The sequence below is a fragment of the Janthinobacterium sp. DSP2-3-3 genome, from assembly GCF_049897325.1.
Classification (GTDB): Bacteria; Pseudomonadota; Gammaproteobacteria; order Burkholderiales; family Burkholderiaceae_D; genus Janthinobacterium.
In genome coordinates, this window is record NZ_JAFCWA010000018.1 from 28,355 (window position 1) to 53,803 (window position 25,449).

Annotated in this window: 23 protein-coding genes and 1 pseudogene; 17 read left to right on the top strand and 7 right to left on the bottom strand. The window is 62.2% G+C overall.

What is annotated here, in order from left to right:
- Nucleotides 1-12: 12 nt before the first annotated feature.
- Nucleotides 13-797 (bottom strand): annotated as a pseudogene (locus ACP7DE_RS25955) (helix-turn-helix domain-containing protein).
- A 66-nt stretch (nucleotides 798-863) separates the two neighbouring features.
- On the opposite strand from ACP7DE_RS25955, the gene ACP7DE_RS25960 reads away from it, so the two are divergent.
- Both ACP7DE_RS25960 and ACP7DE_RS25965 read left to right on the top strand, forming a co-directional pair.
- A complete protein-coding gene (locus ACP7DE_RS25960) occupies nucleotides 864-1,121 on the top strand; it encodes a hypothetical protein (protein WP_426074792.1) in 258 nt (85 codons plus the stop codon).
- 67 nt (nucleotides 1,122-1,188) lie between these two features.
- Complete coding sequence (locus tag ACP7DE_RS25965) at nucleotides 1,189-1,782, top strand: IMPACT family protein (RefSeq protein WP_426074793.1); 594 nt, start codon at nucleotides 1,189-1,191, stop codon at nucleotides 1,780-1,782.
- A 24-nt stretch (nucleotides 1,783-1,806) separates the two neighbouring features.
- Here the strand turns inward: ACP7DE_RS25965 and ACP7DE_RS25970 are convergent, their stop codons facing one another.
- The 3 genes from ACP7DE_RS25970 to ACP7DE_RS25980 all read right to left on the bottom strand — a co-directional run bounded on the left by ACP7DE_RS25970 (nucleotide 1,807) and on the right by ACP7DE_RS25980 (nucleotide 3,175).
- Entirely contained in the window at nucleotides 1,807-2,268 is a 462-nt protein-coding gene (locus ACP7DE_RS25970; RefSeq protein ID WP_426074794.1) for a hypothetical protein, read from the bottom strand.
- A gap of 129 nt (nucleotides 2,269-2,397) precedes the next feature.
- Nucleotides 2,398-2,787 (bottom strand): hypothetical protein, encoded by a 390-nt coding sequence (locus tag ACP7DE_RS25975; RefSeq protein ID WP_426074795.1) that lies wholly within the window; start codon nucleotides 2,785-2,787, stop codon nucleotides 2,398-2,400.
- A 10-nt stretch (nucleotides 2,788-2,797) separates the two neighbouring features.
- The gene (locus ACP7DE_RS25980) at nucleotides 2,798-3,175 is read right to left on the bottom strand and encodes a nuclear transport factor 2 family protein (RefSeq protein WP_426074796.1); all 378 of its coding nucleotides are present in this window, start codon (nucleotides 3,173-3,175) and stop codon (nucleotides 2,798-2,800) included.
- Between the two features lie 278 nt (nucleotides 3,176-3,453).
- On the opposite strand from ACP7DE_RS25980, the gene ACP7DE_RS25985 reads away from it, so the two are divergent.
- The 4 genes from ACP7DE_RS25985 to ACP7DE_RS26000 all read left to right on the top strand — a co-directional run bounded on the left by ACP7DE_RS25985 (nucleotide 3,454) and on the right by ACP7DE_RS26000 (nucleotide 9,282).
- Nucleotides 3,454-4,854 (top strand): L-cystine transporter, encoded by a 1,401-nt coding sequence (locus ACP7DE_RS25985; protein ID WP_426074797.1) that lies wholly within the window; start codon nucleotides 3,454-3,456, stop codon nucleotides 4,852-4,854.
- 22 nt (nucleotides 4,855-4,876) lie between these two features.
- Entirely contained in the window at nucleotides 4,877-5,746 is an 870-nt protein-coding gene (locus tag ACP7DE_RS25990; protein WP_426074798.1) for a histidine phosphatase family protein, read from the top strand.
- A gap of 75 nt (nucleotides 5,747-5,821) precedes the next feature.
- On the top strand, nucleotides 5,822-8,341 hold the full coding sequence (locus ACP7DE_RS25995) for a TonB-dependent receptor plug domain-containing protein (RefSeq protein ID WP_426074799.1): 2,520 nt from the start codon (nucleotides 5,822-5,824) through the stop codon (nucleotides 8,339-8,341).
- Between the two features lie 17 nt (nucleotides 8,342-8,358).
- Nucleotides 8,359-9,282, top strand: a complete 924-nt coding sequence (locus tag ACP7DE_RS26000) for an SAM hydrolase/SAM-dependent halogenase family protein (protein WP_426074800.1) — start codon at nucleotides 8,359-8,361, stop codon at nucleotides 9,280-9,282.
- A gap of 203 nt (nucleotides 9,283-9,485) precedes the next feature.
- Here ACP7DE_RS26000 and ACP7DE_RS26005 read toward each other — a convergent pair whose 3' ends face one another.
- The 3 genes from ACP7DE_RS26005 to ACP7DE_RS26015 all read right to left on the bottom strand — a co-directional run bounded on the left by ACP7DE_RS26005 (nucleotide 9,486) and on the right by ACP7DE_RS26015 (nucleotide 14,551).
- Complete coding sequence (locus tag ACP7DE_RS26005) at nucleotides 9,486-12,707, bottom strand: efflux RND transporter permease subunit (RefSeq protein WP_426074801.1); 3,222 nt, start codon at nucleotides 12,705-12,707, stop codon at nucleotides 9,486-9,488.
- A 3-nt stretch (nucleotides 12,708-12,710) separates the two neighbouring features.
- Nucleotides 12,711-13,886 carry an efflux RND transporter periplasmic adaptor subunit gene (locus ACP7DE_RS26010; RefSeq protein WP_426074802.1) on the bottom strand — a complete coding sequence of 392 codons (1,176 nt, stop codon included), beginning with the start codon at nucleotides 13,884-13,886 and terminating at the stop codon, nucleotides 12,711-12,713.
- 239 nt (nucleotides 13,887-14,125) lie between these two features.
- Nucleotides 14,126-14,551: a divergent PAP2 family protein gene (locus ACP7DE_RS26015; protein ID WP_426074803.1), complete on the bottom strand. Its 426-nt coding sequence runs from the start codon at nucleotides 14,549-14,551 to the stop codon at nucleotides 14,126-14,128.
- Nucleotides 14,552-14,797: 246 nt separating this feature from the next.
- Here ACP7DE_RS26015 and ACP7DE_RS26020 point away from each other — a divergent pair, with 246 nt between their 5' ends.
- The 11 genes from ACP7DE_RS26020 (at nucleotide 14,798) to ACP7DE_RS26070 (ending at nucleotide 25,302) form a co-directional block, all read left to right on the top strand.
- Complete coding sequence (locus ACP7DE_RS26020; protein ID WP_426074804.1) at nucleotides 14,798-15,880, top strand: DUF475 domain-containing protein; 1,083 nt, start codon at nucleotides 14,798-14,800, stop codon at nucleotides 15,878-15,880.
- Between the two features lie 100 nt (nucleotides 15,881-15,980).
- Complete coding sequence (locus ACP7DE_RS26025) at nucleotides 15,981-16,556, top strand: TerD family protein (RefSeq protein WP_426074805.1); 576 nt, start codon at nucleotides 15,981-15,983, stop codon at nucleotides 16,554-16,556.
- Between the two features lie 64 nt (nucleotides 16,557-16,620).
- Nucleotides 16,621-17,337, top strand: a complete 717-nt coding sequence (locus ACP7DE_RS26030) for a TIGR00266 family protein (RefSeq protein ID WP_426074806.1) — start codon at nucleotides 16,621-16,623, stop codon at nucleotides 17,335-17,337.
- Nucleotides 17,338-17,432: 95 nt separating this feature from the next.
- The gene (locus ACP7DE_RS26035; protein ID WP_426074807.1) at nucleotides 17,433-18,470 is read left to right on the top strand and encodes an ATP-grasp domain-containing protein; all 1,038 of its coding nucleotides are present in this window, start codon (nucleotides 17,433-17,435) and stop codon (nucleotides 18,468-18,470) included.
- Complete coding sequence (locus ACP7DE_RS26040) at nucleotides 18,467-19,624, top strand: phosphoribosyltransferase domain-containing protein (RefSeq protein ID WP_426074808.1); 1,158 nt, start codon at nucleotides 18,467-18,469, stop codon at nucleotides 19,622-19,624. The genes ACP7DE_RS26035 and ACP7DE_RS26040 overlap by 4 nt, the downstream gene beginning before the upstream one ends.
- Nucleotides 19,602-20,354, top strand: a complete 753-nt coding sequence (locus ACP7DE_RS26045; protein WP_426074809.1) for an HAD family hydrolase — start codon at nucleotides 19,602-19,604, stop codon at nucleotides 20,352-20,354. The genes ACP7DE_RS26040 and ACP7DE_RS26045 overlap by 23 nt, the downstream gene beginning before the upstream one ends.
- Nucleotides 20,351-21,457: a cysteine protease StiP family protein gene (locus tag ACP7DE_RS26050; RefSeq protein WP_426074810.1), complete on the top strand. Its 1,107-nt coding sequence runs from the start codon at nucleotides 20,351-20,353 to the stop codon at nucleotides 21,455-21,457. The genes ACP7DE_RS26045 and ACP7DE_RS26050 overlap by 4 nt, the downstream gene beginning before the upstream one ends.
- A complete protein-coding gene (locus tag ACP7DE_RS26055) occupies nucleotides 21,450-22,445 on the top strand; it encodes an HpcH/HpaI aldolase/citrate lyase family protein (protein ID WP_426074811.1) in 996 nt (331 codons plus the stop codon). The genes ACP7DE_RS26050 and ACP7DE_RS26055 overlap by 8 nt, the downstream gene beginning before the upstream one ends.
- Nucleotides 22,442-23,680, top strand: a complete 1,239-nt coding sequence (locus tag ACP7DE_RS26060) for a TerD family protein (protein WP_426074812.1) — start codon at nucleotides 22,442-22,444, stop codon at nucleotides 23,678-23,680. Before ACP7DE_RS26055 ends, ACP7DE_RS26060 begins: the two co-directional genes overlap by 4 nt.
- A gap of 24 nt (nucleotides 23,681-23,704) precedes the next feature.
- On the top strand, nucleotides 23,705-24,079 hold the full coding sequence (locus ACP7DE_RS26065; RefSeq protein ID WP_426074813.1) for a hypothetical protein: 375 nt from the start codon (nucleotides 23,705-23,707) through the stop codon (nucleotides 24,077-24,079).
- A 269-nt stretch (nucleotides 24,080-24,348) separates the two neighbouring features.
- Nucleotides 24,349-25,302: a hypothetical protein gene (locus ACP7DE_RS26070; protein WP_426074814.1), complete on the top strand. Its 954-nt coding sequence runs from the start codon at nucleotides 24,349-24,351 to the stop codon at nucleotides 25,300-25,302.
- Nucleotides 25,303-25,449: the final 147 nt, after the last annotated feature.

Genomic DNA, 25,449 nt, shown 5'->3' on the forward strand with positions numbered 1-25,449 from the left:
TTTGCGCGCCAGCTATTCCAGCCCCTCGCCATACCTGCCCGGCGTCACACCCATCACGCGCTTGAACATGGCGATGAAGGCGCTGACGTTGTCGTAGCCCAGGTCCAAGGCAATAGTCGTGACGGGCTGGCCGGTGGCCAGCAATTCCAGGGCGCGCAAGATGCGCGCGCGCTGGCGCCAGGCCGAGGGCGTAAAGCCGGTCTCGCTCGTGAAACGGCGCGCCAGGGTGCGCGGCGACACACCGGCCCAGGCGGCCAGCGCTTCCACGCCGCGCTCGTCGGCCAGGTCATCGAGCACAGCGCGCGCCACGCGCAGCAGGCGCGGGTCCGTCGGCAAGGGCAGGCCGAAGGCCTCGTGCGGCGCGGCGGCGATCTCGTCGAGGATCACGCCTGCCACCCGGGCCTGCCGCACGTCTAGCGCATCGAGCGCGCCATCGTCCCAGGTGCTGGCGCGGCGCACCGCCTCGCGCAGCAAGCCCGAGACGCGCATGACGCAAGGCGCGGCGGGCAAGCTGCCGCAACTGGCCTCGTCCACATACACGTCCAGCCCGCAAACGGACCATGCGAACGCAGCGCATGGACGTGATGGGGCGGCATCCACACGCAATGGCTGGCCGGCACCACCCACTGCCCGCTGTCGGCGGCAACAGAGAGCAAGCCCCGCATGGCACCGAAAAGCTGGCCGCTGGCATGGCTGTGCGCCGCCGTCACACGTTCCTGCGGCTGGGAAATATGCATGGCGCGCAGCGGAGACGGCGACGATGGCAAGATTGGCGGATTTAACGTATCGAATGACATAAACAACGCAGGCAAGACAATCCTACCATCATACAGTGGAGTCTTTCCATCGTTCAGGACTCCACCATGCGCGCAGAAGACGTATTACCAGATCAACAAAACCAGGGCCAGTTCAATGGCGTCACCGTACGCAAGGGCACGGTGGGGGCCTTCCTCGCCAATGCCAGGCTATGGCTGGACGATACGGGCAGCATCGCCGAAAAGGCCATCGCCGAGCGCGACATCCTCGACGCCTTGCCCGCCCTGCACGCGCTGGGACTGTTCGACATCCTGCAGGTGCGCGACGCGGCGCTGCGCGAACTGGTATCGCCATCGGGAGCCTAGGCGGCACCGGCTCGTGCCCAGCGCGCATTTCCTCTATCATGCTGCTTTGCCCGCCTTCGCACCCGCCATGCCGTTTACCATTGCCACCCCCGTCCACAGCGAACTGATCATCAAAAAAAGCCGTTTCATCGGTTGCGTGCAGCCGATGACGGACCGCGCCAGCGCGCAGCAGGTGGTCAATGACTTGAAGGCGCAGCATCCGGGCGCCTGCCATGTGTGCTGGGCGCTGCTGGCGGGCGGGCAGTCGGCGGCCGTCGATGATGGCGAACCGAGCGGCACGGCCGGGCGGCCCATGCTTGACGTGCTGCGCCACCAGGACCTGGAAGGCGTGCTGGCGACTGTCGTGCGTTACTTTGGCGGGATCAAGCTGGGCGCGGGCGGCCTGGTGCGCGCCTACACGGACAGCGTGGCGCAAGCGCTGCTGCAAGCGGAAAAGACGGCCATCGTGCGCCAGCGAACCCTGCACTGCACGGTGCCGTATGCGATGGAAGGCATGCTGCGCCGCGAACTCGATGGCGCCGGCGCCACCTTGCTGAACGTGGCGCATGGCGACGACGTGCTGTTCAACTTCAGCCTGCCTGAAACGGCGGCCACCGCCCTGCTGGCGCATCTGCATGAGGCGGGAAATGGCCGCATCGTCTGGCTTGACGCCGAGGACTGAGACTGGGACTGGGACTGGCGCAGCTTATTGCACGCGGCGCACCTTGGGCGAGTTGTTCGTGCCTTCGATCTTCAGGAAGAAGGTGCCGATGAAATTGCGTTCGACCGTTACCTTGGGATCGTTCTGCGGCGCCAGCACGGCGGAGCTGCCATCGACGATGCGCCAGACCTGGCCATTGCTCAATTTGATCAGTTCGTTGCCGCTCCAGCCATCGAACTTGCCGGCGATGCTGCTGCTGATCGACTTGTTTTCTTCCGGCTCGGCTGCCTTGGGCGCCTTGACCGTTTCCATGCCAAAGCTTTGCTCGCGCTGCTGCGCGGTCGGCACCGCAGTAACGGGGGCGACGGGCGCGGCGGCGCCCAATGGGATGGCGTCATAGCATTTCACGCGGCTGGCGATATCGGCCAGCGAACGGCATTGCAACATGGCAGCATCATCGGCCAGGGCCGCGCCCGATATGAACAGGAGCAAAAAGAGAGCTTTCATCGAAATTCTTTCAAAATAAGAGAAGTTACGCCAGGCATGCCGTTTGCCATGCATGCGGGAATGATTATATCGATGTCCAGGGGCCGTGGCATGACGATCTTGCCACGGCTTGCAATGCTTGTGCGAAACTCAGGCGCCGCGCGGGCGCTTGATCTGCAGCAAGATGAAATGTATCCACGCCAGCGCAGGCAGCACCATCAATACCAGCATCAGTCCGGCCGGCATGTCCGGCACGAAGCGCACGAAGCAGGCGAGAAAACCGGCGATGGCCAGCCAGAAGCGCCAGTTGAAGGCATACGCCTTGCGCGCCACCGTCGCCAGGGCGATGCGCCAGAATTCCAGCAAGGCCCACAGGCCGCCCGTCAGCAGCAAGGTCGCCAAGGCATTGGCGCCGGGGGCATCGGCCCAGGTGCGCACCAGGTTATACAACAGCACGGGATAGCCGGCCATAATGGCCAGGGTGGCCGGGCCGGCGGCGATGACAGCTTCAAACAGCTGCCCTTTGGAACGATGATCCACTACCTCACCCCTATGCCACGACGCCGGAATGGGCGGCGATCACTTGCAGCGCGCCGGCCGCATTGTGCGCCCAGACGCGCGTAAAACGGAAGTCGCCATGCGTTTCCACGTCGTGATAACTGCCCGTCAGTTGCATGCGCACGGAGACCACGGCCACGTTGCCGTTGATGCGCACATGGCGCTCGGACGCGCGCAGATCGGTGATGGTCAGCAAGCGCTGCTCGTGCGCTGCCAGATCCGCATGCTTGCTCAGCAAGTGCCCCAGGTGATTGGTAAACAGCAAATCATCGGCCAGCAAGGCATTCAGCGCGGCCACATCGGAGGCCATCATGGCCAGGCGCAAGCGCTCTTCCGCATCGAGTACTTGAGCTTCCGTTAAAGCATTCATCTTTTTCCTTAAAAAATAGTGCACCAGATTAGCAAACGAACAAACGTGCAATGCTGGCATGAAATTTTCTTTTTCACAATCATCCGGCAGACCTATACCTGCGCTTATGCCTGTGAAGCATATTTATATAGCGTAATATTCGCAGCGGTATTGCGCAAAACGCCCCCATAGTACTGTACAGTACTTGCCCTTTCGCCCCGGGCTGGGGCAGCTGTCAGTTGTAGTACAGTTTTATGTGCTGCGTGCAGTCTCGAATAAACCCAAGATAAGGCCCCTTCATGGCAATTAACATCATTCTGAACCTGCTCGTGGCGTTGCTCGTCTTCGCCTACATGTTCCACCAGCAACGCAAACACGCGACGTTTACCGTACGCGTCTTCACGGGCCTGGGCCTGGGCGTGCTGCTGGGTGCGGCGGCGCAAGCGTTGTATGGCGCCGGCTCGCCCATCATCGCGGGCACCAATGAATACATCGACATCGTCGGCAGCGGCTATGTGAAGCTGCTGCAAATGATCATCATGCCGCTGATCATGGTCTCCATCATTTCCGCCATCCTGAAACTCAAGGATGCAAGTTCCCTGGGCAAGATCAGCGCGCTGACCATCGGCACCCTGCTCATCACCACCATGATTGCCGCCGCGCTGGGCATTTTGATGGCCAAGCTGTTCGGCCTGACGGCCGTGGGCCTGACGTCGAGCGCCGCCGAAGTGGCGCGCGGCGTGCAGTTGCAAGGTTCATTGGAAACGGCGAAGGCCCTGTCCTTGCCGAAACTGCTGGTCAGCTTCGTGCCGACCAACCCCTTCCTCGACATGACGGGCGCGCGCAAGACCTCGACCATCGCCGTGGTGGTGTTCTCCATCTTCATCGGCATCTCGGCCACGGGCATCGCCGCGAAAAAGCCGGAAATCTTCGCGTCCTTCGAAAGCTTCATGAAAGTGGCGCACGCCATCGTCATGCGCATGGTCACCCTGGTGCTGCGCCTGACGCCGTACGGCGTGTTCGCGTTGATGTTTGCAGTGGTGGCCTCATCGAGCTACGCGGACATCTTGAAATTGATTAACTTCGTCGTCGCCTCGTACAGCGCGCTGATACTGATGTTTCTGGTGCACCTGGCCATCATCGCCGGCGTCGGCCTGAATCCGTTGCGCTTCGTGAAAAAAGTCTTCCCCGTGCTGGCTTTCGCCTTCACCTCGCGCACCAGCGCCGGTTCGATCCCGATGAGCGTGCAGACGCAAACCCAACGCCTGGGCACGCCGGAAGGCATCGCCAACTTCGCCGCCTCGTTCGGTTCGACGATCGGCCAGAACGGCTGCGCCGGCATCTATCCGGCCATGCTGGCCGTGATGATCGCCCCCACCGTCGGCGTCGACCCGTTCACCGTCAGCTTCCTGCTGCCCTTGCTCGCCATCATCACCATCGGTTCCGTCGGCGTGGCCGGCGTGGGCGGCGGCGCCACGTTTGCCGCCCTGATCGTGCTGTCGGCCATGGACTTGCCCGTCGCCCTGGCCGGCTTGCTGATCTCGGTCGAACCACTGATCGACATGGGCCGCACGGCCCTGAACGTGAGCGGCTCGATCACGGCCGGCACCGTCACCAGCCGTGTCATGGGGCAAACCGACCTGGCCGTCTACAACAGCGACGACGCGCCCGACCTGGACGAAGCGGAACACGCCGCCTAAGAAACCATCGAGCGGCGCGCCGATGGAACAGAAAGGTCCGCAACAAATCTGGATCGTGCGTCACGGCCAAAGTACCGGTAACGTGGCGCGCGATGCCGCCGAAGCGGAAAAGCAGTCATTGATCGCCATCGCCGAGCGCGATGTCGACGTCCCCCTCTCCGGCCTGGGCGCGCGCCAGGCGCAAGCCCTGGGCGACTGGTTCGCCACCCTTCCCCTTGAACAACAACCGACCTTCGTGCTGTACTCTCCCTACGTGCGGGCGCAGCAGACGGCGCAAGCCATGCTGGAACGCATTGATGCGGGCAGCCTGGCCTCCGTGGTGGCCGACGAGCGCTTGCGTGAAAAGGAGTTCGGCATCTTCGACCGCCTGACCGCGCACGGCATCGCCAGCAAATACCCGGAATTACACGAGCAGCGCCAGCACGTAGGTAAATTTTACTTCCGCCCACCGGGTGGCGAAAGCTGGTGCGACGTCATCCTGCGCCTGCGCAGCGTGCTCGACACTATCACCCGCGAATACCGGGCTGATCGTCGGCCACCAGGTCATCGTCAATTGCTGCGCTACCTGTTGGAACGCTGCGACGAGCAGGCCATCCTGTCCATCGACAAGGCGGCCGACGTGCCCAACTGCGGCGTCACCCCGTACGCTTTCAATCACGTCCTGGGCAGGCACGGCAAGCTGCAGCTGGACCTGTGCAACTTCGTCGCCCCGCTGGAAGCAGCCGCCCCCCGTCACGGCCCAGCCCGATATGCCGGCCGCGCCGAAATCCTGATGCTACGGGGGCATGCATGGACGCTATCGACATCACACATTCCCTATATCATGCCTCCCCTGCGGCGCTCCTGGCGGCATAAAAACAACAGCATTAGCATATCCAGAAAGAATCGTTAGCGCGCACCACCGCCTCCCTTAAGCTCATGACAACTGTTTCCGCACTAACACTAATCGAGCCCAAAGGACCACGCCGTGCATCCACGCCACTTCTATCCTGTATCTGCCACTCCCGCCACGCCGCTGCGCGCCATCGTGCTGGCCTGCGCCATGCTGGGCGCACCGTCCGCCTGGGCACAAGATGTGCAAGCCACTACCAGCACAGACACGGGCACCAGCGCTGAAACGGCCACCGCCAGCATCGACCAGGTCACCATCGTCGGTTCGCGCGCGCGCAACCGCACCGTCTTCGACAGCAGCGTGCCCATCGACCGCTTCGGCACGCGCGAAGTGAGCAATGCGCTGTCGACGGGCGACGTGGGCGCTGCCCTGCAAAACCTGTCGCCCTCGATCAACTTCCCCCGCATCGAATCGAGCGGCGCGTCGGACTCCGTGCGCGGCATCCAGTTGCGGGGACTGGCGCCCGACCAGGTGCTGGTGCTGATCAACGGCAAGCGCCGCCACACGAGCGCCGTGCTCGACACGGAAAGCAGCTTTGCCGGCACCGTGCCGGTCGACATCAATGCCATTCCACCCAACGCCATCGACCACATCGAAATCCTGCGCGACGGCGCGGGCGCTCAATACGGCAGCGACGCCGTGGCGGGCGTCATCAACATCGTGCTGAAAAAAGCCCGCACGGGCGGCGCCGCTTCCGTCAGCTATGGCGCCAACCACACGCATTTCGACCCGACAGATCAAACCCTGACGGATGGCCAGACCGTCATCGTCAACGCCGACTATGGCGTGCCGCTGGGCGAGGCCGGCTACTTCCGCTTCGGCGCGGAAACGCGGCGCCGCTCACCCACGGAACGGGCCGGCCCCAGCGACGCTGGCTGGACTTCCTACAACTTCACGCCAGCCGACCAGGCGCTAGACGGCAAGGTTGTATTCAAGTCGGGTGACTCGCGCCAGCGCAACCACTACCTGTTCTACAACACCCAGCTCACCCTGGCCAACGGCCTGGACCTGTATTCGTTTGCCACCCTCAACGAGCGCACATCGGACGGCAGTGCCTACTTCCGCTATCCGGGCGACCCGTCGAACGTACTGGCCCTGTATCCGAACGGCTACCGCCCCGTCACCAACGGCGACAAGCGCGACCTCAGCATCGTGGCCGGTGTGCGCGGCAGCTTGGGCGAGTGGAAATGGGACGCCAGCGCGCGCCACGGCAGCGACCGCTTTGACTACGGCGTGAGCCACTCCGTCAACGCCTCGCTGGGCGCGGCCAGCCCCACGCGCTTCAAGCTGGCCGGCTTCGACTTCCGCCAGAACGCCTTGAACGTCGATGCCACGCGCAGCATCGACATCGGCTTGCCCGCGCCTTTGAGCCTGGCGGTGGGCGCCGAATGGATGCGCGAAACCTACACTAGCTCGGCCGGCGACGCCGCCTCGTATGCGGCCGGCAGTTTCACCGATGCGCCACCGGGCGCGCAAGCGGGGCCGGGCTTGCGGCCATCGGACGCCTATGACGGCAGCCGGCAGATCCGCTCCGTGTATGCGGACGTGGAAAGCGACCTCACGCCGCGCCTGCTGGTGGGCGCCGCCGCCCGCTATTCCGACTACAGCGACTTCGGCAGCGCCAGCACGGGCAAGCTGTCCACGCGCTATAAAGTGACGGAGCATTTCCTCGTGCGCGGCTCGCTGTCGAACAGCTTCCGCGCACCGGCCCTCGTGCAGACGGGTTTCCGCTTTGCCACATTAAACTTCAACGCCGATGGCACGGCCCTGCAAACGGCGGCCCTGCTGCCGGCCAGCGACCCGCTGGCGCGCAGCTTCGGCGCGCAACAGCTGAAGCCGGAAAAGTCGACCAACGTATCGCTGGGCCTGGCCTGGAAACCGGCCGCCGCCACCAGCGTGACGGTAGACGCCTACGTGATCCGCATCCGCGACCGCATCACGCGCTCGAGTGACTTGCAAAGCGACGCCGTCACCGCCTACCTGGCCGCCAATGGCCGCAGCGATATCCAGTCCGTGGCCTACCTGGCCAACCTGCTCGACACGCGCACAAAAGGCCTGGACGTGATACTGAATCATGACCTGGCCTTCACGTCAGGCAAGCTGAACCTGAACGCGGCACTGAACCTGAACAAGACCAGTCTCGACAAGGTGCGCCAAAGTTCCGCTGCGCTGACCAATATCGATCCAATTCTGACCTTGCTGACGGAGACGAGTTTGTTCCGCATCAAACATGCATCACCCACCAGCAAATTGATCCTCGGTGCCGACTGGCAAGCGGCCGGCTGGGGCGTGCAGGCGCGCGCCACGCGCTTCGGCGAGTTGAAAGACTTTTCGTATGACAGCGATGCGCCGCTGATCGATGGCATTCCCGCGCAGCGCTTTGGCGCCGTCTGGTCGCTGGACCTGGAAGGCCAATTAAAACTGAGCAAGCAGCTGACGGTTAGCGTGGGTGGCAACAATATCCTCGACCGTTACCCGCAGCGCGTACGCCAGACAAATAACGCCACGTATGGCGGCGCCCTGCCCTACAATTTCATCAACCCCATCGGCGTCAATGGCGCGTATTTCTACGCCAAGCTGAACTACACGTTTTAACGTCACGGAAAGAGCATATGATCATCAAACGCATCTCTCACCTCGTCGCCGGCGCCTGCCTGAGCGCTCTCCTGCTGTCCAGCGCCCAGGCTGCCGCACCGCTGGTACTGATGACGGACTTCGGCACGGCCGACGGCGCCGTGTCCGCCATGCATGGCGTCGCCTATGGCGTCGATCCCACACTCACCATCTCGGACCTGACGCACCAGATTCCCGACTACGACATCTGGCTGGGCGCCTACCGCCTGTACCAGACGGCCAATTACTGGCCGCAAGGCACGGTGTTTGTTTCCGTCATCGATCCGGGCGTGGGGACCAACCGCAAGTCGGTGGTGCTGAAAACCAAGGGTGGACGCTACTTCGTGGGGCCGGACAACGGCCTGTTCACCCTGATCGCCGAGCGCGATGGCGTGGCCGAACTGCGCGAAATCGATGAAAAGGTCAACCGCCTGGCTGGCTCCGCCGAGTCGTACACCTTCCATGGCCGCGACGTGTACGCGTATGTCGGTGCGCGCCTGGCCTCGGGCGCCATCAGCTATGAACAGGTGGGCCCGCAATTGCCGAGCGAATCCGTGATCAAGATTGCGTATCAACAACCGGTGCGCGACGGCAATACCATTCGCGGCATCGTGCCCGTGCTGGACGTCAAGTATGGCAATGTGTGGACGAATATCCCGAAATCCCTGCTCGACGCATTGCAGGTAAAACTGCACGACCCGTTGCAAGTGCGCATTTTGCACAAGGGCAAGCAAGTGGCCAAGGTCACGGCGCCATTCGAGCACACCTTTGGCGGCGTCGCCAAGGGCAAACCCCTGGTCTACCTGAACAGCCTGCTCGACGTGGCTATCGCCATCAGCCAGGGTGACTTTGCTGCTAAGCATCACATCGAGTCGGGCGTGGATTGGGAAGTGGAAGTGAGCAAGGTCCCTGCCGCCAAATAAGCTGTCCTTACGCGGCCAGGGCATCCTGTCCTGGCCCACCTGGCCATATCCTCGCCACCTGCCACGCCGGGTACGGGCACTGGTGCGGGAACGCCCCCGCCGCCGCGCAGCAGCTAAGTACGGCTAAGTCCAGGCAAAAAAGAGCCTTCCGCAGAAGGCTCTTGAACTACCTCGGCGCAGCGCAAGCTGACCTTGGCCCGGTACTATTTTTGCAGGCTGACCGACGCCGCTTTCGGCGTGCGGCGTCCCATCAGGAACAGCACGGCCTTTTTCAACATGCGGTAGACGAAGCGCAGCAACAGCAGGGTCAGTACGCACTCAAGCAGGGTCAATATCATGGCCACGGCCACGGGCATGCGCGCGGCGCGGCGGTGGAACTTGGCCACGGCGCCGTCGCGGGCGATTTCGATGCTGTCATAGAAGGTCGGCACGACCAGCAGGGTCAGAATCGTCGAGGTGATGGTGCCGCCGATGATGGCGATCGCCAATGGACGATAGAACTCGCCACCCTCGCCCAAGCCCAGCGCCACGGGGAACATGCCGGCGATCAGCGCAAACGTCGTCATCAGGATGGGACGCAGCCGCATGCGGCCCGCATACATCAGCGCATCTTCGCGGCCATGGCCCTCTTCCTCGCGCTTGCGCGCCGCGTCCAGCAGCAAGATGGCGTTCTTGGCGACCAGGCCCATCAGCATAATGATGCCGATAAAGCTCATCAAGTTGAGGGTGTTGTTGGTGATCACCAGCGCCACCACCACGCCGATCAGACTCAGCGGCAAGGACATCATCACGGCCACCGGCGCGGTAAATGAACCAAACTGCATCACCAGGATCAAATACATCAGGCCGATGCCCATCACCAGTGCGATCAGCATTTCCGTGAACAGCTCTTGCTGATCCTGGCCCGCGCCACCGAGCGCCAAGCCGTAGCCGGGCGGGAAGTCGATGGAGTTGGCCAGTTTCATGGCGTCGCTCGTCACTTCGCCATTCGAGCGGCCCTGCGCATTGGCCGACACGGTGATCGTGCGCTTGCCATTCTTGTGCTCGATGCCGGACGGTCCCTTGCCCATGGTGATGGTGGCGATCTGGTCGAGCGGTACCATTTGCGAGGTGCCCGTCACGCTGATCGGCAGGCGCTCGATGTTTTCCGATGCCACGCGGTCATCGGGATGCAGGCGCACGGCCACGTCGCGCGTTTCGCCCGTCGGATCCACCCAGTCGCCCACTTCCACGCCGGCGAACGCCACGCGCAACGATTGCGCCGCATCATTGACGGAAATGCCCATCGAATTGGCCAGGCCACGGTTGAGCTCGATCTGCAACTCGTTCTTCGGGTCTTGCTCGGACAGGCCCACGTCGACGGCGCCGGGAATGGCGCGCAGCTTGTCCATGTAGGCATTCGTGATGGCCATGAGTTTACGCGAATCCGGACCCGTGAATTCCACCTGGATCGGTTTTTGCGAACCGTTGCTCAAGTCATCCTGTACCACGTATTCGGCACCCACCAGGCGCGACATTTTCTCGCGCAGTTCAACGGCGATTTCCTTGGCCGAGCGCTTGCGGGTGTTGCGCTTGCCGATGTCGACATACACACGCCCGCCACCGGCATTGATGGAGCTGTTGGTATCCTTGGTTTCAGGCAAGGACCGCGCCAGTACGGCCGCCGCTTCCAGTTTCAAACGCGAATATTCGATGCTGCTCGACGATGGCGTGCGCACATTGATCATCAGATTGCCCGAATCGGATGCCGGCAGGAAACTCGTGCCGCCATGCGTAGCGTGCAGGGCGATGGCGCCCACCAGGCTGCCGAAGGCGATAACAGCCATCCAGCGGCGGTGATGCAGAGCCCAGGCGATCACGCGGCTGTAGCGGTCGGCCTGATGGTCAAACCAGTGGTTGAATTTTTCCAGCACGCGGCCAATGCCTTTTTTCGGCGCCGAGTGTTCCTCGACCGGGTCGCCCCAGTAAGCCGACAGCATAGGGTCGAGCGTAAACGAGATGCCCAGGCTGACCAGCACCGAGCACGTCACCGTCAAGGCAAACGGACGGAACCATTCGCCAGAAATACCCGGCATGAAAGCCACGGGAATGAAGACGGCGATGATGGAGAAGGTCGTGGCGGCCACGGCCATGCCGATCTCGGCCGTGCCTTCCAGCGCGGCCGTGCGGCGGTCCTTGCCCATCTGCATGTGGCGCACGATGTTTTCACGCACCACGATGGCATCATCGATCAGCACGCCGATGGCCAGCGACAGGCCCAGCAGTGTCATGAAGTTCAGGGTAAAGCCGCACAGCCACACGGCAATGAAGGCGGCAATCACGGACGTGGGCAGGCTCAGCGCCGTGATCAAGGTCGAACGCCACGAGTTCAGGAAGGCATAGACGACGAAAATCGTCAGCACGGCGCCCAGCACCAGCGATTCGATCACATTGTTCAGGCTATGCTGGGCGTTTTCGCCGCCGTCGCGCGTCACTTGCAGGATCGTGCCTTTCGGCAAAGTCTTGTTGATTTCCGCCACCATGTCGCGGATCTTGTTGGCCACGCTGACGGTGGAGGCGTCGCGCACGCGGGTGATCGAAATACCCACGTTGGGCTTGCCGCTGCGCATGCTCAGGCTGTTGACTTCGGCAAAGCCATCTTCGATGGTGGCCACTTGCGCCAGGCGCACGATTTCCTCGCCGCGGCGCTTGATCACCACTTTCTCGAAGTCGCTTGGCGACTCGATGCGGCCCACCAGGCGGATGCTTTTCTCGTCCAGGATGCCGCGCACCTTGCCCACGGGCGCATTCGTGTTCTGGTTGCGCAAGGCGGTCACGACATCGCTGACGGAAACGTTATATTCACGCAATTTTTCCGCCCGCAGCAGTACGGACAGTTCGCGCTTCAGCGAACCGCCCACATTGACCAGCGCCACGCCATCGACGGTGCGAAAGCGGTCCGACAGCACGTCTTCGGCCAGGCGCGAAATTTCCGCGTGGCTTTGCGTATTCGACGACAGGGCCAGTTGCATGATCGGTTCGGCAGCCGGGTCGATGCGTTGCAGGATAGGCTCGCGCATTTCCGTCGGCAACTTGTAGCGCACGGCGGCAATCGCATTGCGGATATTGTCGGACGCCTCGATCAGGTTGGTATTGAAGGAAAACTTCAGGAAAATGCTGGCCGAACCTTCATTCGAGTCGCTGTTGACCTCGGTCACGCCGGAAATGCTTTGCAAGGATTTTTCCAGGCGGTTCACTACTTCGCGCTCGACCGTATCGGGCGATGCGCCAGGGTAAGGGATGCTGACCACGATGAAGGGCACTTCAACGTCGGGATTCTGGTTGACGCGCAGTTTCTTGAGCGCCAGCAAACCGACGCACATCATGGCCAGGATCAGGACGATGGTGGCGGTGGGCCGCTTGATACTGAAATCGGAAAGGAACATGGCTTAGTTTCCTTTACCGGCAACAGCGGTGCTGCTGCTGGCCACGGCGGCCGCTGGCACGGCCTTGCCCGCCGTCAATTCCACTTTCTGCCCATCCTTGAAGGTCGAGCCCGGCGTGCGCAGCACAGTATCGCCGCTGGCCAGGCCGCTTTGCACTTCCCACTGGCCCGTGCGCACGTCGCGCGCGCCGATGCGCAGTGTGACTTTATGCAAGGCCTTGTCCTTGACTTTCCACGTGTACATGACGTCGCCCGCCTTCACCAGGGCCGAGTCGGGTATCATCAGCGCGCTGATGCTGTCCGTCTCGATGCGCCCTTCCGCATACAGGCCGGCCACGCGCGGTTGTTCCTTGTCATTGAAATCGACCAGCACGGCCACCTGGCGCGTGACGGCGTTGGCGGCCGGATCGACGCGACGCACCTTGCCCGAGAAATCCTGGCCTGGATAACCATTGATGCGGAACAGCACGGGCTGGCCCACCTTGACGACGCCGATCTTGTCGGCCGACACCAGGCCTTCGAGGCGCATGCTGGTCGGATCGATGACCTTGATCAATTCCTTGCCGATTTGCGCCGTATCGCCATTCGATACCTTGCGCTCGCTCACGATGCCGTCGAACGGCGCACGCACGAGGGTGCGCTGCAACTGCTGACGGGCCTGGGCGGCGCGGCTCTTCGCGGCGGACAAATCGCTTTGCGCATTGTTACGACGGATTTCCGCGTCTTCCAGCGCCTGCGTCGAGGTCATGCCCGAGGCGCGCAAGGTTTTCATGCGCTGGAACATGCGTTCGGACTGTTCCAGCACCTGGCTGGCGGCACGGCTGGCTTCCTCGGCCGAATTGAGGCTGTCGCGGATGGACGTTTCATCCAGGCGCACCAACACGTCCCCCCGCTTGACGACTTCACCGTTTTCCTTCATGACCTGGATCACCACGGCCGACACTTCGGCACGCAAGTCCGCGTTGCGCTCGGGCTGCACGGAACCGGTGATGACGGGCCCCGACGCCAGCGCATTGCTTTGTATGGTCAGCAGGTCTTCCGGGGAGACCAGCAAATTGACGGCGGCGCCCGCCTGTTCCTTGGCGCCCTTGCCAGCGCCTTTGCCAGGATCTTTGGACTCTTTGCCGCAGGCGGCCAGGGCAGAAGCAATTGCCAGAACAAACAGGGTTTTGCGCAACATGGATAATTCTCCGGATAGATAGCGCCGCGACCGTCCCGGCGGCCCGGATAGGGCTGCAGGCGATGGCAGGCATTTATTTTTATTAAAACCACAAGCGCCAAAGTATCCATGAGCGCGTCCGGGCATGTCAATCGACGGTTTCCTGTAATGCTTTAATCAATGGATGAAACGTAGTTTTTACGCCCTGAAACGCAAAACCCCGCTTTGGGCGGGGTTTTGCGTTTCAGGGGAAAGGACGCTTAGCGGGCAAAGACGTAGTTGATCAGGAAACCGATGGCCACGCCCGTGCACAGGCCGCCAGCAATTTCCACCAAGGTATGGCCCATGCGCTCGCGCAAGGTCTTGTGCGCGGCGCTGGCCACTTCCCCGGCCAGGCGGTTGATGGCCGCCGCCTGCTTGCCCACGTGCTGGCGCAGGCTGTTGGCGTCGATGATGACGATGAACGCCAGAGTGACGGCCACGCCGAAGGCCGGGTGGCCGATGCCTTCGCGCAGGGCGATCAGGGTTGCCATGCTGGAAACGACGGCGCTGTGGTTGCTGGGAAAGCCGCCATTGCCGACCAGGCCAAATGCCCATTGCCGCGTGCGGACACTGTTGATCAGGAATTTGATCGGTCCGACCAGGATCCAGGTGATCAGGGGCGTGACGAGGTAAGCGATATCCACGGAGTATTCCTTCTTATATGTCTGTAAAGTGTGCGAGAAACTGCGGCCGCCAGATGGGCGCGCCGCAATTATCGCAGATCATCCGCGCCAGCAGAACTGTCTGTCGTCAGCCTATAAAACGCCGCCCCCGGCGGCAACTAATATAAAATCATGGCATATACAACAATGGACGTATATCAACACTGAGTGCGGCGCGCGCAGCGGCGCGGATAATCAAACGTCTCTCACACTTGCAACGGGGTCCTCATGCGGCATTTCAGAATTTCCTTTTTAGTCACTTTTATCCTGATGGCAGTGTCAGGCTGGTGGGGTTACAGCCATGGCGGCATGTCAGGCATGATCCAGGCGCTGTGGATCACAGGCGTGCTGGGCATTATGGAAGTGTCGCTATCGTTCGACAATGCCGTGGTGAATGCCTCGGTCTTGCGTCACTGGAATGAATTCTGGCAAAAACTATTCTTGACGGTGGGCATCCTCGTGGCCGTCTTCGGCATGCGGCTACTGTTTCCGCTGGTCATCGTTTCCGTCGCCACGGGCCTGGGCCTGGTCGATGTATGGACCATGGCCACCACCACGCCGGACGTGTATGCCAAGCACCTGACGGACAACCATGCACAAGTGGCGGCCTTCGGCGGCGCCTTTTTGCTGCTGGTGTTCCTGAACTTCCTGTTTGACGATGAGAAGGAATTGCATTGGTTAGGTTGGGCAGAGGAAAAAGTCAACGCGCTGGGCACCGAAAGCCTGGCCGTGCTGATCACCATGGGCGCCGTCGCCGCCTGCGTGGCCATGGGGCCAGTGGATGAAAAATACAGCGTGCTGGCCTCGGGCGTCGTCGGCATCGCCGTCTACATCGGCGTGAACTGGATCAGCGGCTTGCTGGAAGAAGGCGAGCCGGATTTGCAGGATGACGCAGAAGAAGGCGCCGCGCCAGCCAGGAACGGCAATGGCGACTTGGTGAAAACGGTGGCGCGCGGCAGCATCGGCGGCTTCCTGTACCTGGAAGTACTGGACGCCTCGTTCAGCTTTGACGGCGTGATCGGCGCTTTTGCCATCACCAATGACGTCGTCATCATCATGCTGGGCCTGGCCATCGGCGCCATGTTCGTGCGCTCGATGACGGTCTTCCTGGTGCACAAGGGCACCCTGGACGAATTCGTCTACCTCGAGCATGGCGCCCATTATGCGATCGGCATCCTGGCCTTGATCATGCTGGCGTCCGTCAAGTATCATATCCCGGAGTGGTTCACAGGCCTGTCGGGTGTGGCCTTCATCCTGGTCTCGCTGTGGTCATCGCTGCGTTATCGCAAACGGCACGCGGCACAAGCTTGAAATCGGGGGTTCCGCCCCCAATTAAGAGGGTAATGGCACGAGCGCCTTGCGCTCATCCCATGAAGGCATGTTTGAGTTATTTAATGAAAAGGAGCACCACATGGCAATCAGTTTGCAAAAAGGCGGCAACGTCAACCTGAGCAAGGAAGCACCGAACCTGAAGAAGATCATCGTCGGCCTCGGCTGGGATCCTCGTTCCACGGACGGCGCCACCTTCGACCTTGACGGCAGCGCCTTCCTCCTGAAAAGCGACGGCAAAGTCCGTGGCGACTCTGACTTTATCTTCTACAACAACCTGAAATCGACCGACGGTTCCGTCGTCCACACGGGCGACAACACCACGGGCGAAGGCGACGGCGACGATGAACGCATCGAAATCGACCTGTCGCGCGTGCCGGCCGACATCGATCGCATCAGCGTCACCGTCACCATTCACGACGCCGACGCGCGCCGCCAGAACTTCGGCATGGTCTCGAAAGCCTTCATCCGCTGCCTGAACGCGGATGGCGAAAAAGAAATCGCCCGCTACGACCTGTCCGAAGACAGCTCGACGGAAACGGCGATGATCTTTGGCGAAATCTACCGCTACAACGGCGAATGGAAGTTCAAGGCGATCGGCCAGGGCTTCAACGGCGGCCTCGGCCCCCTCGCCCGTTCTTTCGGTGTCAATGCTTAAACGTTTCATGCGCTAAACACAGCCGCCTGGACGTACCCAGGCGGCTTTTTTTTGGAGATTTATCATGCCAGTATTTAGTGTCACCGGCGACGTCGATCCATTCCTCCACGTCAGCATGAAGCAGGGCGAAACCATCTATTGCGAATCCGATGCGATGGTGATGATGGAAACTGCGCTGGACTTGAAAGGCAAGATGACGGGCGGCTTGGGCAGCGCCATCATGCGCCGCTTCGCGAATGGCGAATCGTTCTTCCAGCAGCATATTGAAGCGGTGCGCGGCAACGGCGACTGCCTGCTCTCGCCTACCCTGCCGGGCGCCATCGAAGTGGTCGACGTGGGCGCGCGCCAGTACCTGCTCAACGACGGCGCCTTTGTCGCCGCCACTGCGGGCACGGAAATGAAAGTGCGCACACAAAGCATCGGCAACGCGCTGTTCGCCCAGTCGGGCGGCTTCTTCGTCATGGAGACGGCCGGCACGGGACAAGTGGTGGTGTCCGGCTTCGGCTCCATGTTCCAGCTCGACGTCGAGCCGGGCAAAGATGTCGTTATCGACAATTCCCACGTGGTGTGCTGGGACAATAGCCTGAAATACGAGATTTCCGTCACCACGGGCGGCGGCGCCAGCGGCGGCGGCATCGGCGGTTTCTTAGGCAATATCGTCAACAGCGTGACCAGCGGCGAAGGCATCGTGCTGCGCTTTTCCGGTTCGGGCAAGGTCTTCATCTGCTCGCGCAACCGCGACGCCTTTTTGAAATGGACGGCCAGCGGCAAGGCCGGCTGATCCCCTTTCTCTAAGGCCAGGTTAAGTTTTTCTGGCTACACTGCCCGCGCGCGCACCTGCGCGCGGCTTCCCCTATTTCCACCCGGTCCCCGTACATGCAAAGAGTCTGGTTCAACAAAACATTTTCCTCGGTCGGCACGGCCATGCGCCTGATCCGCGAGGCCGATATGGCCGCGACAAGCGGTGCGCCCCGCTATCACATCGTGTGCAGCAATACGAACGCGCATGCGGCGGCCTTTTTGTCAGCCCACGAATATGCGGTCGAACCGTCGGGACTGACAGGCCTCAATTACGTCGAGTGGTGCCTGGAATTTTGCCGCGACCGGGGTATCACGATTTTCTGGCCCGGCAAGGAAGCGGGCCTGATCGGCAGCGCCAGCGCGCGCTTCGCCGCCCTCGGTACGCGCGTGCTGAGCGTGGCCAGTGAAGACACCCTGGCTTTGATGCACGACAAGGCGCGCTTCTGCGACGGCCTCGATTTGCCCATGGCGCGTCCGGCCAACTACCGTGCCGTCACCACCATCGAAGAATACGACGCCGCCTACGCCGAGCTGCGCCCGCTGCATCGCAAACTGTGCATCAAGCCTGCCGAATCCGTGTATGGCCTGGGCTTTGCCGTGCTCGATGAAGAGCGCACCAGCGCCCAGTTGCTGCTGGCCGGCGCCGCCTACCAGATCAATGCGCAAGAACTGCGCAGCGGCCTGGCGCAGATGGAAACGTTCAAGACCCTGCTGCTGATGGAATACCTCGATGGCCACGAATACAGCGCCGACTGCGTCGCCGACCAGGGCAAGCTCATTTGCGCCGTGCCGCGCAAGAAGCTGCACGTGGGCGGCAGCGGGCAGCTGATCGAACTGCGCGCCGACCTGCTGGCAGCCTGCGAAAAACTGGCGCGCGACTACCGCCTGAACGGCGTGTTCAACATCCAGTTCCGCGAGGGCGCCAACGGCCTGGCCTTGCTGGAGATCAACCCGCGCATGTCGGGCGGCATCGGCATGGCATGCGCGGCCGGTCCCAACCTGCCCTACCTGGCGCTGGCCGGTTTCGACCAGGGCTACGACAAACTCACCGTGCCCACCATCCGTGCAGGCATGCGCGTGGGCGAAGCCGCCTACGCCGTGGAGCTGCCATGAACATCATCAAGAAACAGATGCCCACGGGCGAGCTGACCTTGAAGGTGGACGAGGCGCGCTTTCCGCTCGACTGGCTGATCGGTTTTGCCGCGCGCGCCAACGCCAAGCGCGGCTTCCTGTTCCTCTCGAAGGTGCTGGGCAAGCACTGGCCCGTCACGCCGCGCGCCATGCAAGCCATCCACGACGATCTGGCGGCGCAGATTCCACCCAGCCTGCCCGGCCCCGTGGTCTTCATCGCCATGGCGGAAACGGCCGTCGGCCTGGGCCAGGGCGTGTTCGAGGCCTGGCTGCGCGCCAACCCGAATGGCAAGGCGCTGTTTTTGCACAGCTCGCGCTACCGCGTGGGCAGCGTGCCCTTCTTCGAATTCGAGGAATCCCACAGCCACGCGCCGCGCCAGTTTTTGCATTTGTCCGTCGCCGCCAGCGCCCTGTTTTCCACAGCCCGCAGCCTGGTGCTGATCGACGATGAAGCGTCGACCGGCAACACCTTCGCCAACCTGGTGCAAGTGTGCCGCGCGCGCTATCCGCAACTGGAAAAACTGCACCTGGGCGTGATCACCAATTTCATGGGCCAGGCCGCCAACGCGGGCCTCACGCAGCGTTTCGGTCTACCCACCAGCATAGGCGCGGCGCTCTCCGGCCACTACGCCTTCCAGGCCGGCGATGCGCCGGCGCCCGTGGCCGCCAGCGCGCAGCGCTTCGAGGCGAATGAAGAACGGGGTGCCAGCGCCGCCTTCGGGCGCATCGGCGTGGGACGCGCCCTCACGCCGCCGCAAGGCCTGGCAGTGCAACTGGCGCAGGAAATCGGCACCGGCGACTCCGTGCTGGTACTGGGCACGGGCGAATTCATGCACCCCTCGTTCTTGCTCGCGCGCGAACTCGAAGCGCTGGGCAAGAACGTGGTGGTGCAATCGACCACGCGCTCGCCCATCTTGTCATGGGGTTCCGTCGGCCACATCGTCTGCTGCGACGACAATTACGGCGAAGGCATCGCCAATTATCTGTACAACGTGGCACCTGGCCAGTACCAGCACGTTTTCATCTGCCATGAAACCCCGGCCAGTCCGGCCCTCATGCAACTCGCCGGCCAATTGAATGGCCGCCTGTTCCACTTTCAGTCAGAGACCAAAATTGAAGAAATTCCTGTTTGTTGACCTGGACGACACACTGTTCCAGACCCCGAAAAAATGCCCGGGCGAGACCGACCTGCAAGCAGCCGCGTACCTGAAAAATGGTGACGCCTGCTCGTTTACGACGGCGCGCCAGCGCGCCTTCTTTGAGTTTGCGCAAAGCGGCATGACCCTGATTCCCGCCACGGCGAGAAATGGCGACGCCTTCCGCCGCGTCGACCTGCCGTTTACCAGCTACAGCGTGCTCGATTACGGCGGCATCGTGCTGCAGCCGGGCGGTGCGCTCGACGCGGGCTGGCTGGCGCTGATGCAGAACGACATGCAGACGGCGCTGCCCGGCCTGCAGGACGCCATGCGCATCATCGACGATTTTCAAATCAAGGCGGGCATGCCCTCGCGCGCGCGCCTGATCGAAGACTACAACACACCGTTCTACATCGTCGTCAAGGACCATGAAGCACGCGGCGAACGCCTGGCCGACATCGAAGAACAGGTACTGCAGCAGTGGATCGCCAGCGAAGGGGCCGACTACTTCATCCACCGCAACGGCAACAACCTGGCCGTGCTGCCGAAGACCCTGAACAAGGCGCGCGCCGTGGCCTACCTGCGCGCGGAGCTGGAAGCCGAACATGGCCCCATCGTCAGCTTCGGCATGGGAGACAGCCGTTCGGACGCGCGTTTCATGGCGGCCTGCGACTACGCCATCATTCCCAACGGCACCCAGCTGGCGGCACTCACGGTGGCGGCGCTATGACCGAAGGCACGCAGCATTTCAGCGGCAGCTACCGCCAGGAAGACGTGCAGTTTCTGCTCACGCCGATGATGCTCGAACCCATCCTCGACCTGACCGAAAAAGAGCGCTTGATCCAGTCGGGCCAGCGCCACTACAGCGAAATGCTGTCGCCGGAATGCCTGCCCTCACCCGCCTACCTGGCCCTGTTCCAGAGCGCGTTTGCGGCCAACCGCCTGCAGATGGCGCGCGACTGCCTGCGCCTGGCGGCCCTGATCGCGGCACGCCGCACTGGCCCCATCACACTGGTCTCGCTGGCGCGCGCGGGCACGCCCGTGGGCGTCATCCTCGGTCATTTGCTGCGCCAGGTCTTCCAGCGCGCATGCTGCCATTATTCGGTCTCCATCATCCGCGACCGCGGCATCGACGCGCAGGCCCTCAAGCACATCCTGGCGCAGGGACACAGCGACGCTTCCATCGTCTTCATCGATGGCTGGACGGGCAAGGGCGTGATTTCGCGCGAACTGCGCCAGACCGTCAATGATTTCAATGCGGCGCAGGGCACGGCGATTGACGGCGGCCTGTTCGTGCTGTCCGACCTGGCCGGCACGGCCGCCTGCGCCGCCTCGTCCGGCGACTACCTGATCCCGTCGAGCATTTTGAATGCCACCGTCTCGGGCCTGGTCAGCCGCTCCGTGCTCAATGACAGCATCGGCCCGGACGACTTCCATGGCTGCGTGTACTACGCGCAGTTCGAGCAGCACGACCAGTCGCGCGATTTCGCCGATGGCCTGGTGGCCGACGCCATGGCGATTTCCGCCAGCAGCGGCATCCCGCTGGCCGAAGCGAGCGATGCGCCAGCCATGGCGGCCCGTTCGCAAGCCTACATGGCCCAGGCGCAGCAGCAATACGGCATCAGCGACATCAATCTGATCAAGCCAGGTATAGGCGAAGCGACACGCGTACTGCTGCGCCGCGTGCCCGAGCGCCTGATCGTGCGCGACACAAATGCGCCGGACGTGGCACATTTGCTGCTTCTGGCACAGGAAAAAGCCATACCGGTCACCGTAGAACCGGCGCTGCCCTACCAGGCGGTCGCCCTTATCAGGAGCGCAGTCGATGGATAACAACTCCCTACACCCACAAAGTGAACACAAGGCGGCGCTGGGCGCCTCCATGTATGTGCCGACCACGCACAAGGACTTGCTGGCGATCGCCAATGGCGACAAATTCAGCCATTTACGCTCGGTGATCCTGTGCACCGAGGACGCCATCGCCGAGCGAGATCTCAGCTACGCGTTGTTCAACCTGTCGCTGGCGCTGCAAAACATGTGCGACGAATCGGATACCTTGCGCTTCGTACGCGTGCGCAATCTCGAGGTGTTGGCGCGCGTGCTGGCCATGCCCGGCGCCGAAAAATTGAGCGGCTTCGTGCTGCCCAAGTCCACGCGCCACAACTTCGCCGCGTATTTCGAGCTGGTGCGCCACACGCACCATTTGCTGATGCCAACCCTGGAAACGGCGGAAGTGTTCGACGACGAGGAAATGAAGCAGTTCCGCCTCATGCTGTCGGCGCCGGAAGTGCGGCGCCGCATCCTGGCCCTGCGCATTGGCGGCAACGATCTGTTGGCCCTATTGGGCCTGCGCCGTCCCACCAGCGGCACCATTTACCAGACGCCGCTGGGGCAGGTCATCGGCCGCCTGGTCACCATCTTCAAACCACACGGCTTCCAGCTGACGGCACCCGTCTTCGAGCACCTGTCGCAGGGCAGCTGGCTGGACGCCGAAGTGGCGCAGGACATGGCGCACGGCATGATCGCCAAGACGGCCATCCACCCGGACCAGGTGCCGCAGATCGAGCGCCACTACCAAGTGGCGCAGTCGGACATCGAACTGGCGCTGCGCATCATCGACCCGGACAGCCCGGCCGTGTTTCGCATGCAGGAATCGATGTGCGAAGTGGCGACCCACTCAAGCTGGGCGCAGCGCATCATCGAACAGGCGCGCCTGTTCGGCATCCGCCATGCGGCCGACGGCGCTGCGGCGCCCACCCCCCATTTGCATCACTCCTTGAATACTCAACTCTCCAGCGACGAAGGGACTGCACGACCATGACCAATTTCACACGCGGACAAAAAGGTAAACTGGCTGACCTGGGCTTGAATGGCCCATTTGCAGTCACGCTCGATATCGCTTCCGGCTCGATGGAAGTGGACGTCAGCTGCTTCGGCGTCGATGCGGCAGGCAAGCTGTCGGACGACCGCTACATGGTGTTCTTCAACCAGAAAAGCGCGCCGGACAACGCCATCACGGTGGACTTGAACGGCCCCCGCTCCACTTTCCAGCTGGACCTTTCCCGCCTGCCCGCCTCGATCGACAAGCTGGTGTTTACGGCAGCGACGGAACAGGGCAGCATGCGCGCGCTGGGCAACTCCAGCATGGCGCTGGGCCAGGCGGCCACGTTTGCCTTCACGGGTAATGACTTCCAGGACGAGAAAGCCGTCATCATCGGCGAACTGTATCGCCGCGACGGCAGCTGGCGCTTCGGCGCCGTGGGCCAGGGCTTTGCAGGCGGCCTGGCGGCGCTGCTGAAACACTTTGGCGGCAGCGAGGCGGCTTCTTCGTCCCCTGCTCCCGTGTCCACGCCAGCCGCGCCCCCACCACCAGCGGCGAATAAAATCTCGCTGTCGAAGATCCGCCTGGAAAAGCGCGGCGACAAGATTTCGCTCGACAAGCGCGATAGCGGCGGCTATGGCCGCATCCGTGTCAACCTGAACTGGAACCAGAACGCGGCGCAAGGCCAGGCACCCGCTTCGAAGCTGGACACGGGTTTCCTCGGCAAGCTGTTCAACAAGCCGGCCGGACGTTCGGGCGGCATCGACCTCGATATCGGCTGCCTGTTTGAAATGAGCAATGGCAGCAAAAGCGCCGTACAGGCGCTGGGCAACAGCTGGGGCGCGTACGACCGTCCACCCTACATCCATCTGGAAGGCGACGACCGCACGGGCAGCATCAGCAGCGGCGAAAACATCTTCATCAACGGCACCCATTTCGACCAGATCAAGCGCGTGCTCGTCTACGCTTTCATCTACGAAGGCGTGCCGAACTGGGCCGCGACGGATGGCATGGTGACGATCGAGATTCCCGGCCAGCCGACCGTGGAAGTACGCCTCGACAGCGACAGCCAGCACGCCATGTGCGCCATCGCCATGCTGGAAAACCACGGCGGCAACCTGCAGGTGACAAAATTGGTGGAATACTTCGGCGGCCAAGGTAAAATCACGGCGCACCAGGCCATGGACGAGCGCTACAATTTCGGCTTGAACTGGAAAGCCGGCCGCAAGGACTAATCCTTTTACCTAGACAACCCAACCATGACCCCTACGACCAAAAAAGTCACCTTCGCCTTCGTCATCTTCCTCGTGGCCGGCTTCCTGCTGCTGGCCGCCTACACCTGGATGGCCCTCAGCTTCTCGTACTCGGAAGGCGAACGGGCGGGCTACCTGCAGAAGTTCTCCAAACGGGGCTGGATCTGCAAGACATGGGAGGGCGAATTGCTGCTGACGGCATTGCCGGGCACCATCCCTGAAAAATTCCAGTTCAGCGTGCACGACGATGAGGTGGCGAAGCAATTGTCAGCCGCTGCCGGCAAACGCATCCTTGTCACCTACAGCCAGCACAAGGGCGTGCCGACGCAATGCTTCGGCGAGACGGAATATTTTGCCGATAAAGTCGTATTGAGCCAGTAATAAGACAGTAATAAGACCGCAAGTCCAGCAGTCCCGCGCCGGCCAGCCCTTCCAGGCCGGCGCTTCCCCTCCCCTCCAGCCACCGATCCACTGCCAGCAAGAAATGCATGGCGCGGATGGCGCACCTCACACATTCTCACTTTCTTATACACTAGAGCAATTAGTTCTGACTGAGACATTTCACCAATGTAGTAAATGTGCGCGATTATTGCGCTATCGCATGACACCCAGCCAGCCGACCTTCAGCCTGCATCATCACCGGAAATTTCATGCGCATCCGCCACTCTTTCCTAGCCTTGTTGGCCGCCTCGCTTCCCCTGTCCATCCAGGCACAGGACTTGTCCGGCATGGCCGGCGCCCTGAGAGTCAACTCGACCAATGAGCGCACCTTTGTCGCCGCCGTCAGCTACACGCAGCCGGTGGGCAATTACAACGCGGTCAGCCTGTCGTATATCAACGAGGGGCATCCGGAAGACCATCACCGCGACGGCATGGCGGGCCAGTTCTGGCTGCGCACGAAAAAAGTGGATCAGGGCCTGATGCTGGGTGCGGGCATCGGCCGCTATTTTTTCTTCGACACAGCCAAGACGGACGAGGCGCCGCACAATTTCGACAATGACCACGGCTGGGGTTCCATCGTCAGCCTGCAGGCGCGCTGGCAATTCGACAACCGCTGGTATGCGCAAGCGCAAATCAACCGCATCCGCCCCAGCGGCAAGGACAACACCACGCACCTGCTGGTGGGCGCCGGCTACCGCTACGACGGCGTGCCGGGCGCCAAGCTGCACTTGCAGAACTGGGCGCACGACGACACATTGACGCTATCGACCGGCCACACCATCGTCAACAGCTTGCGCTCCGAGTCCTCGCGCCCGTTCACCCTGGAATACCGGCGCGCGGCGGGAAAATACGTGGACTGGACGGTCACCGCCCTCGACGAAGGCAGCACGGCGCTGGCGCACCGGCGCGGCACGGCCGCCCAGTTGTGGCTGATCCGCTCACTGAATGAAAAGGTGGAATTCGGCATGGGGGGTGGTCCCTACCTGGCGTGGGATGGGCGCGATACCCAGGGCCACAGCACGCGCCTGACAGGCTTGCTGTCGGCCACGGCCCGCTACCACGTCGACCGCCGCTGGGTGGCGCAAGTGGCGTGGAACCGCGTCGTGACGGATTACCACCGCGATGCGGATGTAATTTTGGTGGGGGTGGGGAGAAAGTTCTGATGGAAAAACGTAAAAAATCTCGCTCTTCCACTAAAGTAACGATACCGAACAAAACCGTAGCGAGCGGCAGTGATTTGTGGCCGAGAAGCGCAACCGTACTCTAGTACGGTGAGCATCGCCGGGCGCAAAGTGCGCCGCGCAGTAGGT